14 protein-coding genes and 1 pseudogene are annotated in these 15,957 nt (G+C 63.7%); 6 read left to right on the top strand and 9 right to left on the bottom strand.

From position 1 onward, the window contains the following. Positions 1-768, top strand: a pseudogene (locus tag BLQ92_RS40325) (hypothetical protein); the annotation flags it as partial. 120 nt (positions 769-888) lie between these two features. Here BLQ92_RS40325 and BLQ92_RS35320 read toward each other — a convergent pair. From BLQ92_RS35320 to BLQ92_RS35295, 6 genes are all read right to left on the bottom strand, one after another. Beyond that, entirely contained in the window at positions 889-2,100 is a 1,212-nt protein-coding gene (locus tag BLQ92_RS35320; RefSeq protein WP_090694462.1) for a YbfB/YjiJ family MFS transporter, read from the bottom strand. Between the two features lie 143 nt (positions 2,101-2,243). Then, positions 2,244-2,834, bottom strand: a complete 591-nt coding sequence (locus BLQ92_RS35315; RefSeq protein WP_090694439.1) for a sigma factor — start codon at positions 2,832-2,834, stop codon at positions 2,244-2,246. A 97-nt stretch (positions 2,835-2,931) separates the two neighbouring features. Further along, on the bottom strand, positions 2,932-3,633 hold the full coding sequence (locus tag BLQ92_RS35310) for a 4'-phosphopantetheinyl transferase family protein (RefSeq protein ID WP_090694436.1): 702 nt from the start codon (positions 3,631-3,633) through the stop codon (positions 2,932-2,934). A gap of 151 nt (positions 3,634-3,784) precedes the next feature. Beyond that, positions 3,785-3,991, bottom strand: a complete 207-nt coding sequence (locus BLQ92_RS35305; RefSeq protein WP_090694432.1) for a DUF2783 domain-containing protein — start codon at positions 3,989-3,991, stop codon at positions 3,785-3,787. A 21-nt stretch (positions 3,992-4,012) separates the two neighbouring features. After that, on the bottom strand, positions 4,013-5,734 hold the full coding sequence (locus BLQ92_RS35300) for an FAD-dependent oxidoreductase (protein WP_090694428.1): 1,722 nt from the start codon (positions 5,732-5,734) through the stop codon (positions 4,013-4,015). 39 nt (positions 5,735-5,773) lie between these two features. Then, positions 5,774-6,733: an MBL fold metallo-hydrolase gene (locus tag BLQ92_RS35295; protein ID WP_090694424.1), complete on the bottom strand. Its 960-nt coding sequence runs from the start codon at positions 6,731-6,733 to the stop codon at positions 5,774-5,776. 293 nt (positions 6,734-7,026) lie between these two features. Between BLQ92_RS35295 and BLQ92_RS35290 the strand changes: the two genes are divergently transcribed. The 4 genes from BLQ92_RS35290 (at position 7,027) to BLQ92_RS35270 (ending at position 11,345) form a co-directional block, all read left to right on the top strand. Next, positions 7,027-7,938, top strand: a complete 912-nt coding sequence (locus tag BLQ92_RS35290; RefSeq protein WP_090694421.1) for an IclR family transcriptional regulator — start codon at positions 7,027-7,029, stop codon at positions 7,936-7,938. 5 nt (positions 7,939-7,943) lie between these two features. Further along, complete coding sequence (locus BLQ92_RS35285) at positions 7,944-8,792, top strand: IclR family transcriptional regulator (protein WP_090694417.1); 849 nt, start codon at positions 7,944-7,946, stop codon at positions 8,790-8,792. Between the two features lie 405 nt (positions 8,793-9,197). Further along, positions 9,198-10,256, top strand: a complete 1,059-nt coding sequence (locus BLQ92_RS35275) for an MBL fold metallo-hydrolase (protein WP_090694414.1) — start codon at positions 9,198-9,200, stop codon at positions 10,254-10,256. A gap of 24 nt (positions 10,257-10,280) precedes the next feature. Next, entirely contained in the window at positions 10,281-11,345 is a 1,065-nt protein-coding gene (locus BLQ92_RS35270; protein ID WP_090694410.1) for a CobW family GTP-binding protein, read from the top strand. A gap of 60 nt (positions 11,346-11,405) precedes the next feature. On the opposite strand, the gene BLQ92_RS35265 is transcribed toward BLQ92_RS35270, so the two are convergent. From BLQ92_RS35265 to BLQ92_RS35255, 3 genes are all read right to left on the bottom strand, one after another. Further along, positions 11,406-12,278: a MurR/RpiR family transcriptional regulator gene (locus tag BLQ92_RS35265; protein WP_090694406.1), complete on the bottom strand. Its 873-nt coding sequence runs from the start codon at positions 12,276-12,278 to the stop codon at positions 11,406-11,408. Positions 12,279-12,354: 76 nt separating this feature from the next. Next, entirely contained in the window at positions 12,355-13,437 is a 1,083-nt protein-coding gene (locus tag BLQ92_RS35260; protein WP_090694402.1) for an ABC transporter ATP-binding protein, read from the bottom strand. Between the two features lie 56 nt (positions 13,438-13,493). Next, complete coding sequence (locus tag BLQ92_RS35255; RefSeq protein ID WP_090694399.1) at positions 13,494-14,267, bottom strand: SDR family oxidoreductase; 774 nt, start codon at positions 14,265-14,267, stop codon at positions 13,494-13,496. A gap of 383 nt (positions 14,268-14,650) precedes the next feature. Here BLQ92_RS35255 and BLQ92_RS35250 point away from each other — a divergent pair, with 383 nt between their 5' ends. After that, complete coding sequence (locus tag BLQ92_RS35250) at positions 14,651-15,883, top strand: ABC transporter substrate-binding protein (protein WP_090694395.1); 1,233 nt, start codon at positions 14,651-14,653, stop codon at positions 15,881-15,883. Positions 15,884-15,957 lie beyond the last annotated feature (74 nt).

Genomic DNA, 15,957 nt, shown 5'->3' with positions numbered 1-15,957 from the left:
GGTGGCTCAGGTGGCTCAGGTGGCTCAGGTGGCTCAGGTGGCTCAGGTGGCTCAGGCGGCTGGCCCGGCGGGGGTTCAGGCGGCTCTGGTGGTTGGCCCGGCGGTGGGTCCGGTGGGTCCGGTGGGTCCGGTGGCTCCGGTGGCTCCGGCGGCACCGGTCCTTCCGGCGGCACCGGCCCCTCGGGCGGCTCCGGTTCCGGCAACGGCAGCGGCAACCAGATCACCAGCGGCCTGCTCAATCCCATCGTCGACCTGGTGGTCAACGTCGGCGCGATCAGCGTGCCAATTGTGCCGATCACGCTTGGCAACAACAGCGGCAGCGGGAACGGCAACGGTGTCGGCAACGGCACGCCAAGTGGCCACTCCGGCAGCTCCGTCGGAACGGGCAGTTACGGCGCCGGCAACCCGCTGGCACCGGTCACCGCATTGCTCGGCGGCCTGAAACTCGCGCCGGTCTCGGGCGGCTCACAGGGCAGCAGCGGCAGCAGCAGTCCGGTCGCTCCGCTCACCACCTTGCTAGGCGGATTGACTGGCGCACTGGGTGGCGGCTCACACGGTGGGTCGTTCACCAGCCTGGCGGCCCCGTCGACGTCCAGCCCTGTTGCACCGCTCACCACCCTGGTCAGCTCGCTGACCGGCACGCTTAGCGGCGCTGGCGGCAGCAGTGGCATCAGCGGCGCATCGTCGTTGCTCTCGCCATTGACGAGCCTGCTCGGCGGACTGACTGGCTCAACGAGCGGTTCCACTCCAGTCGCTCCGAAACACTAGCGGCCACTGCTCGTATGACCCCGGGCGAGGCAAACACCAAGCCCGGGGCACGATAAAAAGCGTCACGCCCCGGCTGTACACGTCACCCGAACACCCTGCACCAACCCGCGCAATCCATCTTCACGGTCCACCGACCGGCTTCTGACACGCCGCCAGCACAGCACCGGCGATCAGCAATAAGGCCGAGTAAACCAACCCACGCGCCAAGCCCGCCCCATCCGAGATCCAGCCAATCGCCAACGGGCCGACAATCTGCCCAAACGCGAACACGATCGTGAACGCACTGATGCCTTTGGCCCAATGCGTAGCCGGCAGGTTGTGCCGTACGAACGCGGTCGTGGAGGCAACCGCGGATAAAAACGTCGCACCAAATAACGCGCCTGAAACGAACGCGGTAAAGGGATGAGTGGCCAGCGCCGGCAGGAGCGTCGCGAGGCCGAGCAGACCATTGAGCACCGCGAGCGCCTGGCCGCCGCGCATCCGGTCGAGCAAGCCGGACCACAAGCGCGCCGAGACGATGGTCGCCGCGCCGAGCAGAATATAGAAGCTGGTGACGATCGCGGCGCTCATCCCGGCATTGCGCAGCAGCGCGACGATAAACGTCATGTAGCCGATATACCCAACGCCGAACAGTCCGTACCCCGCCAACGCGAGACTGAAGCGCGGCCAGTGCAACGCCTCGTCGTGAGCCGATTGGGCTGCCGCGCCCTTCGGAACCGCCATGTGGTCCCGTTCGATCCGGCGTGCGGCGCCGCTCGCCACCAGCGCGAAAGCGAGGCAGGCGGACGCGAGCGCAAACCACGCAAGCTGCCAGCCATGGAGCGCGTGGGCGATCGTGAGCGGCACGAGGATCGCCGAAGCGACGATGCCCCAGCCCGTGCCGCCGTAATACAAGCCGAGCAGCAGCCCGGCATCGCGCGGCCGTGCCGACGCGAGCCGCGCCGCCAGCACGCCGCCGCTGATGAAAATCAACGCGCTGCTCGCGCCGGTGATCACGCGTAAGCTCAGCAAGGCGTGGGTGTCGATCAACAACCCGCTCACCGCCATCAGGAGCGCCGTCGCGACACATCCTGCAACGAACAGCGCCGCCGAAGACACGCGTCGCGACAGGCGCGGGAAAGCCAGTGCGCCCAGCAGGTAGCCCAAGGCATTGGCCGTATTCATCGCGCCCGCCTGGGCGAAGCTCCAGCCCAGATCGAGCTTCATCGCAGGCAACAACAGCGCGTAAGCAAAGCGTGCGAGCCCCAGAGCAATCGCGCTGCCCAAGGAAAGCGCCACCGCTAGCAGCAGCGTCTCAATCCGGTTCGGGGCGTCGGTTGGTGTCTCGTGCAGCGCATCGGCGCGCGGACGTTTCCAGCGAATCAATTCTGCGAATATGGGCGAACGTGGCACGGGCTTGAATCAGGCAAGGACGCAGCAGGCGTGCTGCAAACCTTGCCATCATAGCCGCGCAAGGCGCACATGCCTCGATTGAATCATGGGCGACGCGGACCCATGCGCGGACCGTCGCCCGCAGCGGCAAGCGCCGCGCGCTCGCTTAGTTCAAGTTGGTCGCGCGGGCTTTCTTGCCACGTGCGGAGGTCTTGGCGCAGCGCAGACCCGGCTGCCCCGCATGCACGCAGTCCGCGCAGTGCTTCGCGGGTCGCGAGCGCCGCTTCCGGCCCCGGCTCGGACGACGCCATATCGAAGCAGTCTTCTTCACCAGCATGCCAGGCACTTTCAAACGTCTGACGATGGCACGCATCGATCGAAGCGTTGCGCACCATCCGCGTGACGTATGCCACCGGTTGACGGATCGCATCCTGATTGGGAAAGGCGGCGAGCTTCACGAACACGTCGTGGACGACATCCTCCGCCTGGCTGCCGCAACCGACGAATGACCCAGCCAAAGTAACCAGCATGTGGCGATGTTCGATCAACACGTCGAGCAAGGCGCCACCGCATCCGCCTGCCGCACGGGGGCCGCAGCGCGGCACTGCGCGAGCTTCGCTACGCGGCACGTGCACCGCCTGGTTTGGCCGGCGCAGGTCCAGCGGCAGGCCTTGACCTGCAAGTGCGTCAGCCATCGATTCGCCTCCGTCAATCCATTGAGAGGCTGTAATCTAACTTAAACGCGAATAGTTCTCAATACGATTTGGCGATATCCCTACCGCCCGGCGGGATTCAGCTGAGGTTACCGGCCGTCATCGACCACGCCGCGCAGGCGGCATAGCCCGCAGGCGCGGCGAGCCAGCTCGCCGCAAGGTCATGCGCCTCGTCCGGCACCGTGTCGCGCAACGCAACGCGAACACCGTCGCGCGGCAGGACCGTCAAGCGCGGCAGCCCAAGCACCACGCCGACGCCAGTTGTCTTGAGCAAGGCCTCCTTGGCGACCCAGGCGTCGTAGAAGCGCTCGATACATTCCTCTGGATGCAACTGCTCAAGGGCGACGGTTTCGCTGTCGGCCAGGGTCAGCGAGGCGAGCGCGCGCCAGTCGAGTTGTGGATTGCGCTGCTCGATATCCACCCCAACCCGGCGGCGAGTAGACAACGCAATTAGCCCATGAGCGCCGGAGTGCGAGACGTTGAAATCAATGGATGTTGCTTCGGCGAGGCAGGGGCGTTTCATCGCATCGCGGGTCAGCCGCAGCATGTGCGGCGCGGTGCCGAGCGCGCTCGCCAGTTGCTCGCGCAAGGCGGCCCGCACGGTGGCGAAGCGAAGCGCGTCTTCGCTGCGGCGAAATACCCGTGCTTGTGTGCGCTCGTCGCTCGAGAGGGCGGTGAAAGTGTCGCTTTCGAGCGACGTGTCGAAGCGGATATCGACCCGCCATACATGGACGTCAGGCGGGCCGTCATGCAACACCGGGAAGAGAGGAATACGCGTCATCGCAAAGTTAGGCTTCGTTTCTCGGGCATGCTGCGGCGCGAGCACGTGGGCAATCCGGACGACGCTCGTCAGCGACGTGATGCGTCTGAGTTAAAGATAGCGACCGGCGCGTGCCCGGCGCAGCGCGCGGGATGCGCCACTGTACCCGATGTCACGCCTTGGGCTCCGCGGCACCGGCGCGCGCATGCTGCATGGCTTCGAGCAAGATGGCGTGATCGCCGATATGGTTCGCCAGCAACAGAATCAATTGAGCATTGGCGGATTGGCTTTGCGCATCGTCGAAATCGCGGTGCATGTCGATCAACGCTTCGTAGAAGTCGTCGGGACGGGCAAGGTTGGGTTGGGTGTTGAGGGTCATGGTTGTCTCCAGTCGTTGCGCTCACGCGGTGCCGGACACGCACAATGCGCGCTTCAGGGCATGCTCGACCTTGCCCGCATCGGGTGTGCGCCAGCGGGCACAGACGTGCTGATCCGGGCGAATCAGATAGAAGGTGCCAGGCGTCGCATCGTAGCGAGCGCGCACGAGGCCTTCGCTGTCCTGCAAAAGCTTGACATTCGATAGCACATCTTCCAGTGCCACCCGGTTCGCTTCGGCATCCTCAATTGAAACCAGCACCAGCATCAGAGGAACCGGTCCGCGCTGCAAAGCCTGGAGCGCTTCGCGCGTCGCCGCGTCGATGCCATCCGCGCCGCAGAACAGCACACCCGTGAAACGTTGCCCCACATGCTCCAGCAACCATCCTGGTTGTCCCGCGACGCGAACCGGCGCATCGCAGCACGATGCACCGGGCACCATCTGCCCAGCAAAGCTCTCGCTGTCCACCGTATTCAGCGGCGAGTCGCGCAACACCGCCGGTACCGACAGGCGCCCGCTATTCACCAGTTGCCGCGCGAAAGCATGGTCGCGCGCGAGCTTCAGCACGGCATCGCGGAACACCCGGCTGACGGCGCTTTTAGGCGTGATGAAATCGGTGGAGCGGGTGGAATTGCGAATGTTTTCGTCAGCGGCGTATTCTCGCTCACTCGCATAGGTGTCGAGCAAGGTGTCCGACGCGCGGCCCGCTAGCACCATCGCCAGCTTCCAGGCGAGATTCTCGGCATCCTGCACCCCGCTATTCGCGCCGCGCGCACCGAACGGCGAGACGCCATGCGCCGAATCGCCGGCGAACAGCACGTTGCCGTGGCGAAATCGGTCCATCCGCAGGCACGAGAACGTGTACACGCTGACCCACTCCAGCTCGAATTTCGCATCTGGTCCAAGCAGGGCCTGCACGCGGGGAATCACTCGCTCCGGGGTTTTCTCGAGGACCGGGTCGGCATCCCAGCCTAGCTGGAAATCGATACGCCAGACGTTGTCCGGCTGACGATGCAGCAACACCGACTGATTCGGATGAAACGGCGGATCGAACCAGAACCACCGCTCGGTGGGGAAATCCGCTTCCATCTTGACGTCCGCGATCAGGAAACGATCCTTGAACGTACGGCCGTGACTGTCGAGCCCCATCAGGTTGCGCAGCGGACTGCGCGAACCGTCGGCAGCCACCACATAGCGGCCGCAAAGCGCATACCGCCCGTCGGGCGTTTCGACCGTCAGCGTGACGCTCGCGCCCTCCGTGCCGGCGGCCCCTTCCTGCTGGACGCCCACCACCTTGCTCTTCCAGCGAATTTCGAGGTTCGGCAGTTCGCGAGCGCGTTCCAGCAGATAGCCTTCAACATAGTACTGCTGAAGATTGATGAACGCAGGACGATGGTGACCGGACTCGGGCAGCAGATTGAAGGTGTACACCAGTTCGTCTTTCAGGAACACCTTGCCGACGTTCCAGCTGATGCCCTTGTCCACCATCCGCTGGCCGCAGCCGAGCCGGTCGAAGATATCGAGCGAGCGCTTCGAAAAGCAGATCGCTCGCGAGCCGGTCGACAGCGAACAATCGTCGTCGACCAGCACGACCGGCACGCCTTGCTGCGCGATATCGATCGCCGTCGCGAGGCCGACCGGCCCAGCCCCGACCACGACGACCGGATACGCCGCCGTCTGTACGCCGTCTTGCTGCTCTCGGCACGGCTGATACTCGAACGACAGCGCCTGGTAGTTGATGCTCATTTTGTGTCTCCGTCCATCTCTGCGCGCTGCGTTTTCTTATCAGGCCTGCAGCGCGTCCCACATTTCCTTGTCACGCTGCGCGGTCCAGATGCGCGGATGGGTGATGCCGCTCGCCTCGTCAAAAGCACGCGAGACGTCGAACGGCAAGCAATGTTCGTAGATGAAGACATGACCGAACTTCGGATCCATCGCACGACGCGTGTGTGCCATCGCAGCCTTCAGGTCGAGCTTCTGCGCGACGGCTTCGCGGCCTTGCTGGAGCAGCGTGGTGACAAAGTCTTTCGTGTAATCGAGACCCTTGTTGACGTCTTCAGGCGTGGTGAGCGCGGGACCGCGGCCCGGCACCAGTTTTTCGGCGTTGAGCGCGCGCAGCGCTTCGAGCGTGGCAGGCCACTCTGTAAGCTGGGCGTCGCCGCAATAACAGGCGGCGTCGTATTCGACGAGGTCGCCGGAAAACAGCACCTTCTGCGACGGCAGCCAGACGATCGTGTCGCCCTTCGTGTGTCCGGCGCCCAGATGCGCGATGCGCACTTCGAGCTTGCCGAGGAACAAGGTGATTTCACGCTCGAACACGAGCGTCGGCCAGGTCAGCCCCGGCACGGTTTCGACACCGGCGAACAGGCGCGGAAAGCGTTCGATTTCCGACTTCATGTCCTGCTCGCCGCGCTCGACGATCATCTCGTAGGTGCCGCGGCTCGCGATCACCTGCTGCGCGCCTTCAGCAAAATACGCCGACGCACCGAGCACGCGCACCGCATGGTAGTGCGACAGCACGACGTATTTGATGGGCTTGTCGGTCACGCTGCGGATCCTCGCGATCAGATCCTTGGCCATGGCGGGCGTGGCGGTGGTGTCGACGATCAGCACGCCGTCGTCGCCGATGATCACGCCCGAATTCGGATCGCCTTCGGTCGTATAGGCATAGGCGTTCTCGGACAGTTGCGTCCACGTGACTTGCTTTTCTTCCAGATCGGCTTGGGATGCGAATGCTTTGGCCATGCTGTGTCTCCCTCAAAAGGTGGATGTGAGGCGAGACGGCCAGCGCGAGCGCCGTGCGGAACGAGGCGCGCAGGCGGGCAAGTATTGCAGGGGGTGTCTCGCCCCGTTTTTGACTCTGTGACTGCGCCGGTGTATCGGGGTGAGTGCATCTTATGGCCGGCAAGAATTATTTGTCAATAGCGAATTTTGTTGCTATATGCAAATTCTATGTGCACACTGAAGCAGCAGCGAACGAGGGCCGGGATGCACCAGGCTTCGTTTAATATGGACCCTTTTTCGGAACGAGTGCGGGTGTGACGAGAGCAGTCAAACCAGTCGCCAGGCGCGATGACGGCAATAGCGGCAAGAACAGCGCAGGCACAAGGAACGGCAATGAAGCTGGGGATGAATTACGCTCCGGCGCGGCCGCATCCGAAGGCAGCAAACCGCAGCGCGGCATTCAGAGCGTCGAGGTGGGCGGCAGGTTGCTGCACGCGCTGGCGCAGGCCCGCAGCCCGCTTGCGTTGTCGGACCTGGCTGCCAGCGCGGCGCTTACGCCCGGTCAGGCACACACCTACCTGGTAAGCCTGACGCGGCTCGGCCTCATCAAGCGCGACGAACTGACGAGCCGTTATGAGCCAGGGCCGCTCTCGCTACGGCTCGGCCTGCTGCATCTCGAGCACCAGCCGGCGTTTCGCGCTGCGGTGCCGCGCGTCGCCGCGCTCGCCGAAGCGGTTGGCTTTAGTGTGGCGATCTGTATTGCCGGGCCGCAAGGCCCGACGATCGTCCGGTATGAGCATGGCGGCTTTCCGCTGCACGTCAATCTGCATGTGGGCACGGTGATGTCGTTGCCAGCCACCTCGACAGGGCGTGTATTCTGCGCTTATCTGCCCGAGGATACATTGCGAGCCATCTGGACGAATCAGTCCGGCCAGCACGGACAGAGCGTGGTCGAATCCGACGGGAAAGAGGCGTTCGAAGCAACCTTGGCGGCGATTCGTGAGCGTGGTCTGGAACGCGGTGTCGATACGCCGAGTCCGGGAATCAGCAGCTTGAGCGCACCAGTCCTCGATGCGTCGGGCGCGCTCTGCCTCGCCCTGACCGTCATTGGCTCGACGGGCTCGATCGACGTGAAGTGGAACGGACCTACCGCGCGTGCCCTCCTGGCCACCGCACAGGACATCAGTGCCGAACTTGCGGCCGCCTCACCCAGCCTCGCCCCTTGATAGCCGTGAACGATCCGCTCCCCTCCTCTTCCTCGCCCGCCGGGGCCGAAGCCAAGCAACAGCGCGGCATCCAGTCGCTCGACAGCACGGGTGAACTGCTTGCCGCGCTGGTCGCGGCGGGCCGGCCGCTAACCTTGCGCGATCTGGCCGCCGCGGCGGGTATACCACCGGCGAAGGCGTTTGCGCATCTGGTCAGTCTGCTGAAAATCGGCCTGCTGAGCCGCGATGCCGCGGGTTGTTTCTCGGCGGGACCGTTGGCGCTCGAACTGGGCCTGATCGGCCTGCAACGCTTATCGCCGACGCGCGAGGCGGAACCGGAGATCGTCGAACTGGCCGCGTCGACTGGCATGAGCGTCGCCATGGCAGTGCTTGGGCCGCTCGGACCCACCGTCGTGCGTCTGGAGGAATCCGCGCGGCCGCTGCATGTGAGCTTGCGGGTGGGAACGGTGATGTCGCTGGTCAATACCGCTATCGGGCGCGTGTTTTCGGCGTATGTGGAGGACGATGTGCGTCACGGGTTGCTGGCGCAGGATCATTTGCGTCTGGCGGGTAATGGCGAGATGCCGCTGGTTGAAGCGACGAGCGCACCCGGCACCATCCCGCCTTTGGACCCGCACTACGCACAACGGTTGGCGCGAATCCGCGCGGACGGCATCGACACGGCATTGAGCTGGCCCGTGCCGGGTATCGACACCTTGGCTGCGCCGGTGTTGGACCATACCGGCAGCATCTGCCTCGTGCTCGCGGTGATGGGGCCGAGCGGCAGCTTCGACAATGCCGTGACAGGCGAGCCGGCGCAGACCTTGGGCGCGGCAACCCAGAGGTTGTCGCGCCGCTTCGGATACCTCGTATAAAATCCTCGTCAGCAACGCCCGTGCCCCCGATAATAGAGTCCAAGTGGACTGGGAGCTCCCGGTCGGCGTCACAGCCTCGGTGAGTCTCACCGGGGCTTTTCGCTTTCTGGCGACGGGAAAATCTTCAACCCCCAGTCCTCATAGCCTTCCCCTAGACGTTCACGCCCCCGCTGCAATAAAACTTCCGTTTCAGCACCTCGAATGCGCGGTTCTCCTGCCCCGGGCGAACGACGCTCATTCCGACTGGCCGGGCCACGAGGTCAGCGAGCTGCAACCCTGCCTGAATCGAGCAAATGCCGACAGCGAGCGCAGCCAGGCTTGCTACTATGCGGGAAGAATTTTTCCCAATTGACCAGCCTGAGTCCTGCGGACCAAGGGCAGCAAATAAAACATCAGGAACCCGCCATGAGCGATCAACCGTTTGGACGTTCCCGCCGCGATTTCATGCGCATTGCCGTCACGGCCGGCAGCACGGCCGCCCTGCCGTGGCTGAAGGACGCCCAGGCCCAGACGCCGGCAGGCGCCAATGCGCCCGCCACGCCTGTGAATGCCGCCAACCCCGCTGCCGCCACGGCCACCGGCCAGGCCGCCAGTCAGCTCGCCACACCCCACCCGGCTAAAGGCACCCAGCTAATCCTGCTCGGCACCAAAGGCGGCCCCACTCCGTCGGATCTGCGCGCGGCACCATCGAACGTGCTGGTCGTCGACGGCCAGCCCTACGTGGTCGATTGCGGCAACGGCGTCGCGCTACAACTCACCAAAGCCGGCATCAAGCTGCCTGGCCTGCGCGACATCTTCCTCACGCACCATCATTCGGACCACAACGCCGACCTCGGCAACCTCGTGTTCCTCGCCTGGGCGACCGGACTGCACACGCCAGTCAACCTGTATGGACCGCCGCGCATCACGCGAATGATCGACGATTTCGTCGACATGAACGAGATCGACCTCGAAGTCCGCATGCGCGAGGAAGGCCGTCCACCGTTGCGGCCGCTGATCAACATTCACGAGTTCGACGGCCCGCGTCTCGTGATGGAAGACGAGCGCGTCAAGGTCACCTCGATGCTCGTCGATCACTACACGATCAAGCCAGCCTTCGCCTACCGCTTCGAGACGCGCGATCGCACCGTCGTGTTCTCCGGCGACACCACCTACTACCCGCCGCTTGCCGAGTTCGCCAAAGGCGCCGACGTGCTGGTTCACGAAGTGATGTACCTGCCCGCGCTGCAAAAGCTGATGAAGACCGTCGACAATGCGCCGACCCTGCTTGATCACCTCGTCAAGAGCCACACCAGCACTGAACAGGTCGGCAAGATCGCCGCAGCGGCAGGTGTGAAGACGCTGGTATTGAGCCACTTCGTGCCGGGCGGCGACCCCGCAATCACGGACGAGATGTGGGCCGCCGACGCCCGTCAGCATTTCGCTGGGGAAATCATCGTCGGCAAAGACCTGCAGGTCATCTGAGTGCCAGCCAACAATGCGACGCCCATGACCGGAATGACTGCCCCAACGCAATCCACAGCGATTCCGCTCACTCTCCTGACCGGCTTCCTCGGTTCGGGCAAGACCACGCTGCTCAACCGTCTTTTGCCCCAACCAGCACTCGGACAATGCGCGGTGATCATCAACGAACTGGGCGCGATCGGCCTCGACCATCTGTTCGTCAAGACTTCGCGTGACGAGACCATCGCCTTGCTGGAAAACGGCTGCCTGTGCTGCGGCGTGCGCGACGAACTGGCGGCAACCGTCGCCGATCTGTTCGAGCGTCGCGCGCGTGGCGAGATTCCCGCCTTCGAGCGACTGCTGATCGAAACGACCGGCCTCGCGCGACCCGGCCCGGTGATTTCGCTGCTGCTCGGTGACGCGGCGCTCGAAGGACGGGTGCGCCTCGACGGCATCGTCACGACCGTGGATGCGAAACATGGCGCGGCACAGCTCGTTCGTCATGAAGAGTCACGCCAGCAGGCGGCCGTCGCGGACCGGATCTTGCTGACCAAGGTCGAGTTGGTCGAGGCGTCGGCGCTGGCTGAACTCGAAGCGTCGCTGGAAGCGCTGAACCCAGCCGCACCACGGATAGCGGTACGCAATGGAGAAATCGATGCCACGCACTTGCTCGACATCCTGACGCCGCGCGACTTGCGGCCGTGGCTGCGCGCCGAACCCGCGACACCACGCAAGCTGATGACCCCAATGCGCGGCGCAGCGGCAAGCCGCGCCACACATCCGGACATCGACAGCTTTTGCCTGAGCTACGCCCAACCTCTGCCAATGCAAGCACTCGAAACCGCGCTGACAGTGCTGCTCGGTTACCACGGCGAACAAATTTTGCGGGTGAAGGGTATTGGGCACTTTATCGGCGAGTCACGGCCGGTGGTGTTCCATGGCGTGCAGCAGTTGCTGCACGAGCCGCTCAAACTCGAGCAATGGCCCGATGACGATCACTCGACGCGGCTTGTGTTTATCGTGCAGGGCCTGGACCGCTCGGTGATCGAAGAGACGCTCACACATTTCCTGCGTGAAGCAGGCGTTGCAGAAAGCGCTGTGACAAGTTGAGGCGCGCAGCGGGAACGGCCCTTGTGGCCCAGCGTCATGCAGCGATGGCCGCACGCACCGTTAGGACGAAGACTCCCCCGCTGCCGGCTCCGGTTCATGCGACAAGCGCGACTTCGCATGCCGCATCTTCTCGAGCGTCTTCGGCCCGAGCTTGAGCGCCACGCCGATCGCCAGCGCATCGACGATGCACAGATGCACGAGCCGCGACACGCCGGGCGTATTCGGATCGATCGGGCTCGGCACGCGCAGCAGCAGCGGAATATCCGCGAGCCACGCCAGCCGCGACCCGGCGTTGGTCAGCGCAATGGTGGTGGCGCCGCGCTCCTTCGCAATCTGGATGCTTTCGTTGACTTCGACACTGCGCCCCGAGTGCGAGATGGCAAACGCCACGTCGCCGGGCTCCAGCAAGCCGGCGTAAAGCCGCTGCAGGTGACCATCGGTAAATGCGCTAGCGGCGATATCGAGGCGCAGAAAGCGCAGCGCCGCATCTTGCGCGACCAGTCCCGAGCCGGAGCCCACACCGAACACATAGACTCGGCGCGCGCTCGCCAACGCGGCAATCGCCGTCTCCACCACCACCGGATCAAGCGCCCCGCGTGCATGCGTGATGCCTTCGACAACCGCTTCGCCGACTTTGTCGAGCAAGGTCTGGACGTCGTCGTCGCGCGCAACGGCAGTCGACGCATACGGCAAGCCCCCAGCCACGCTCTGCGCCAACTGCATCTTGAAGTCGCGCAGACCATTCGCACCCACAGCGCGACAAAAGCGCGTCACGGAAGGCTCGGAGACTTCCGCGCGCTGAGCCAGCTCGGTGATGCTCGCGCGCATGGCAAAGTCGACGTCGCTCAGCACCATCTCGCCAACCTTGCGCTCGGCTGGGCGGAGTTCGGTCAACGCACCGCGTATGTGGGGAATCAGGTTCGGAGCGGACACCCGTGTGTTCCTTATGGGTTCAAGGTCTGGAATCCGCGTCTAGCTAAATAGGTGCGACTACGGCAACCACACGCGGTCAGGCTAACCTGCGTCCACTCTCCGTATCGAACAGATGAATATGCTCAGCCGGCAGGCGCAATGCCACGCGCTGACCGGGTTCGATCGACGAACGCTGGCGGGTCGTGACACACCACGTGCTGCCGCCTATTTTCCCGTACAAGTGGGTCTCGGCGCCAGTCGGCTCGACTACTTCGACTTCCATGGAAACGCCCGCAGCCTCAGCCGGAATTTCGACGTGCTCAGGCCGCACGCCGAGCGTGATCTTGGCGCCGGGCTGCACGGACGCCGGCACAGAGGTCTGCTGCAAGGTCACCTCGCTGCCGTCAACGAGTTTCAGGGCAAGACCCGCCGCACCGCCTATCAGCACGCCTTCGGCGAAATTCATGGAAGGCGAGCCGAGAAAGCTGGCGACAAACAGATTGGCCGGGCGATCGTAGAAATCCAAAGGCCGGCCGATCTGCTCGATACGGCCCGCGTTCATCACGACGATCCGGTCCGCCATCGTCATCGCTTCGATCTGATCGTGCGTGACGTAGATCACCGTATTCTTCAGACGTTGATGGAGCGCCTTGATCTCGGTGCGCATCTGCACGCGCAGCTTCGCATCGAGATTCGACAAGGGTTCGTCGAACAGAAACAGCGACGGCTCGCGCACCACCGCGCGGCCCATCGCCACCCGCTGGCGCTGGCCGCCGGACAGCGCGCGCGGCAAACGGTCCAGATAGCTGCTGAGGTTGAGCATCTTCGCTGCGGCCTCGATGCGCGGTTTGAAACTCGTCGACGCTTCCTTACGAATACGTGGCCCGAACGCGATGTTCTCGTAGACCGACAGGTGCGGATACAGCGCGTAGCTCTGGAACACCATCGAGATGTTGCGCTGCTGTGGCGCGAGCGCATTGGCGCGCGTACCGCCGATCATCAGATCGCCGCCGCTGATCTCTTCGAGACCCGCCACCATGCGCATCAAGGTGCTCTTGCCGCAACCCGACGGCCCCACCAGCACGACGAATTCGCCATCGTCGATATCCAGGTCGATGCCATGCACCACCTGGGTATCGCCATAACGCTTGAAAATGCCGCTCAGTTGCACTGCTGCCATGCTGTCCTCATCGTCGTCCGGCGCAACCGTCAGGCGGTCGCGCCACGTTCACTGAATCAAAGCGTCTCGAGCGTCAGTTCTTCGGCCATCAACCGGTTGCCGGCCATCAGGCCGCCGTCGACCGGCAGTGCCACGCCGGTGATCACGCGCGCCATCGGCGAGGCGAGAAACTGCACGGCGTCGGCAATGTCGTCGGGCGTGGCAAAGTCGCGCAGCGGATACCATTTCTTGAGGTCTTCGAAGACCTGCGGGTTTTTGTCGACCCGCGCCTGCCAGGCCTGGGTCTTGACCGTGCCCGGACACACGATGTTCGCGCGGATGCCATAGCGCCCCAACTCCAGCGCCAGTGCTTTCGTATAACTAATCAGACCAGCCTTTGCCGCACTGTAGGCCGGATGCCCGAGCGCGGCCATGCCGTTGACCGAACCGATCAGCACCAGCACGCCCTGTTGCCGCTCGATCATCGACGCGCGCACCGCCTCCACCGTGTGATACGTGCCGTTCAGGTTGAGGTGGACGTCACGCTGCCAACTGGATGCGTCGGTCGTCGCCAGCGTCAAGCCCTTGGCCGCGCCTGCGTTGGCGACCAGCACGTCGACCGGCCCGCGCAGCTTGACCGCCTCTGCCACGGCTTGCTGCACCGCCGCCGCGTCCGCCAGGTCGGCGACGACCGGCGTGACATGCTCGGCGCCCAGCGCGGCGGTGAGCTCGTCGAGCGCCGCCGCGTCGATGTCGAGCGCCAGCACGGCCTCGCCCTGTTCGACAAACCGCCGGCACAGTGCGCTACCGATCCCGCCACAGGCGCCTGTGACCAAAACCACTCGCTTCATCTCTATCCTCACACTTTGCTTGCCGGCGCCGGGACGCCCGATCACGCCCAGCCACGCCCTCTCAGGCAGCCCTGCACAGCCTCCGCACCTTGTAAATTTCCAACACACTGCATTTATTCGGCATATCCTGAGCACCGCAGCGCTCGCACAACCCGCCCCTGCACCGCACAAAATACGCCTTCTTTACAACATCTTAGGCAAAAACGGCCCAGATAAAAAATATCGTAGTCCCTACGTGACAAGCTTTTTTTCGTCATGTAGGATTTTTTCAAACAATTTAACAACCCAGCGGCCGGCGACGGCAGCAGACCACCCCCCACCATCATTGGATGGGACCGGAGTAAGCGCTAAAGCGCCAACTCCGATCGACATAGGAGAGAGAAATGCCGTTGCAAGCCCGTGCTTCCTTCGCGCTCGGCAAGATTGCCGTGGCGCTTGCGTTTGCAGGTATGGCCGTCGCGGCGCACGCCGACACGGTCCGCGTTACCGTCGCCCATTACAGCGACGCGACCGCACCGTACTTCGAGAAAGTGGCCCAGGAATTCGAAAAGACCAACCCCGGCACGACGATCAAGATCGAGGATGTGAGCTGGGACACGCTGCAACAGAAGCTGCAAACGGACATTACGGGCGGCGCCAACGCCGACCTGGCGATTGTCGGCACCCGCTGGCTGCTCGATTTCGTCAAGGACGACGTGGCTGAACCGCTCGACGGCTACATGGACGCCAGTTTCAAGAGCCGCTTTATCGGCCCGTTCCTCGCACCGGGCGAGATCAACGGCAAGGTCTATGGCCTGCCAATCGCCGCCTCCGCCCGCGCGCTGTACTACAACAAGGATCTACTGGCGAAGGTTGGCTATCCGAACGGCCCGAAGACGTGGAATGACGTGATCGATGCGTCGAAGAAGCTGAAGGCACAAGGCATTGCCGGCTTCGGTCTGCAAGGCAAGGAAATCGAAACAGACGTCTACTTTTACTACGCATTGTGGAGCTACGGCGGCGACGTGGTGGGCAAGGACGGCAAGGCCGCGTTCAACTCGCCGGCGGGTGTGAAGGCTGCCACGCTGTACAAGACGATGATCGACGAAGGCCTGACGGAACCGGGCGTAACCGGCTACAGCCGCGAAGACGTGCAGAACCTCTTCAAGCAAGGCCGCGTCGCGATGGTGATCTCGGCGCCGTTCCTCTCCAAGCAGATCGCGAAAGAAGCGCCGAACCTCAAGTACGGCATCGATCCGATCCCGATGGGCACGAAGAACGCCACATATGCGGTCACGGACTCGATCGTGATGTTCAAGAACTCGAAGGTGAAGAAGAGCGCCTGGAAGTTCCTCGACTATCTGTTCACGAAGGAACCGCGCGTGCAGTTCACCAGCACGGAAGGCTTCTTGCCGACCACCAAGGCCGAAGCGACCGACCCGGCGTTCAACAATCCTGACACGAAGGCGTTTATCGCGTTGCTGCCTAGCGCGAAGTTCGCCCCGACCATCACGGGTTGGGAAGATACGGCCAAGGCCGTGTCGGACGCCATGCAGTCGATCTACCTCGGCAAGGCTCAACCAGCGGCAGCGCTCAACGCAGCAGCCGAGAAGGCGAACGAATCGCTTGGCAAATAATGCTCAATCCATTCTGAGTTGAGGTAGTAGCGTGTCAATGTAGACCGGTGCGCGCCGCTGCTGTCAGACGGCGC

The sequence above is a fragment of the Paraburkholderia phenazinium genome, assembly GCF_900100735.1.
Taxonomy (GTDB): Bacteria; Pseudomonadota; Gammaproteobacteria; order Burkholderiales; family Burkholderiaceae; genus Paraburkholderia; species Paraburkholderia phenazinia.
Note: the sequence above shows the minus strand (reverse complement) of the source record. Positions and strands in the feature narration are given on the sequence as shown.

Coding starts and splice junctions, on each gene's coding strand:
- BLQ92_RS35270 (WP_090694410.1), top strand. CDS start 10,281: ATGACCGGAATGACTGCCCCAACGCAATCCACAGCGATTCCGCTCACT.
- BLQ92_RS35315 (WP_090694439.1), bottom strand. CDS start 2,834: ATGGCTGACGCACTTGCAGGTCAAGGCCTGCCGCTGGACCTGCGCCGG.
- BLQ92_RS35275 (WP_090694414.1), top strand. CDS start 9,198: ATGAGCGATCAACCGTTTGGACGTTCCCGCCGCGATTTCATGCGCATT.
- BLQ92_RS35305 (WP_090694432.1), bottom strand. CDS start 3,991: ATGACCCTCAACACCCAACCCAACCTTGCCCGTCCCGACGACTTCTAC.
- BLQ92_RS35300 (WP_090694428.1), bottom strand. CDS start 5,734: ATGAGCATCAACTACCAGGCGCTGTCGTTCGAGTATCAGCCGTGCCGA.
- BLQ92_RS35310 (WP_090694436.1), bottom strand. CDS start 3,633: ATGACGCGTATTCCTCTCTTCCCGGTGTTGCATGACGGCCCGCCTGAC.
- BLQ92_RS35260 (WP_090694402.1), bottom strand. CDS start 13,437: ATGGCAGCAGTGCAACTGAGCGGCATTTTCAAGCGTTATGGCGATACC.
- BLQ92_RS35295 (WP_090694424.1), bottom strand. CDS start 6,733: ATGGCCAAAGCATTCGCATCCCAAGCCGATCTGGAAGAAAAGCAAGTC.
- BLQ92_RS35250 (WP_090694395.1), top strand. CDS start 14,651: ATGCCGTTGCAAGCCCGTGCTTCCTTCGCGCTCGGCAAGATTGCCGTG.
- BLQ92_RS35255 (WP_090694399.1), bottom strand. CDS start 14,267: ATGAAGCGAGTGGTTTTGGTCACAGGCGCCTGTGGCGGGATCGGTAGC.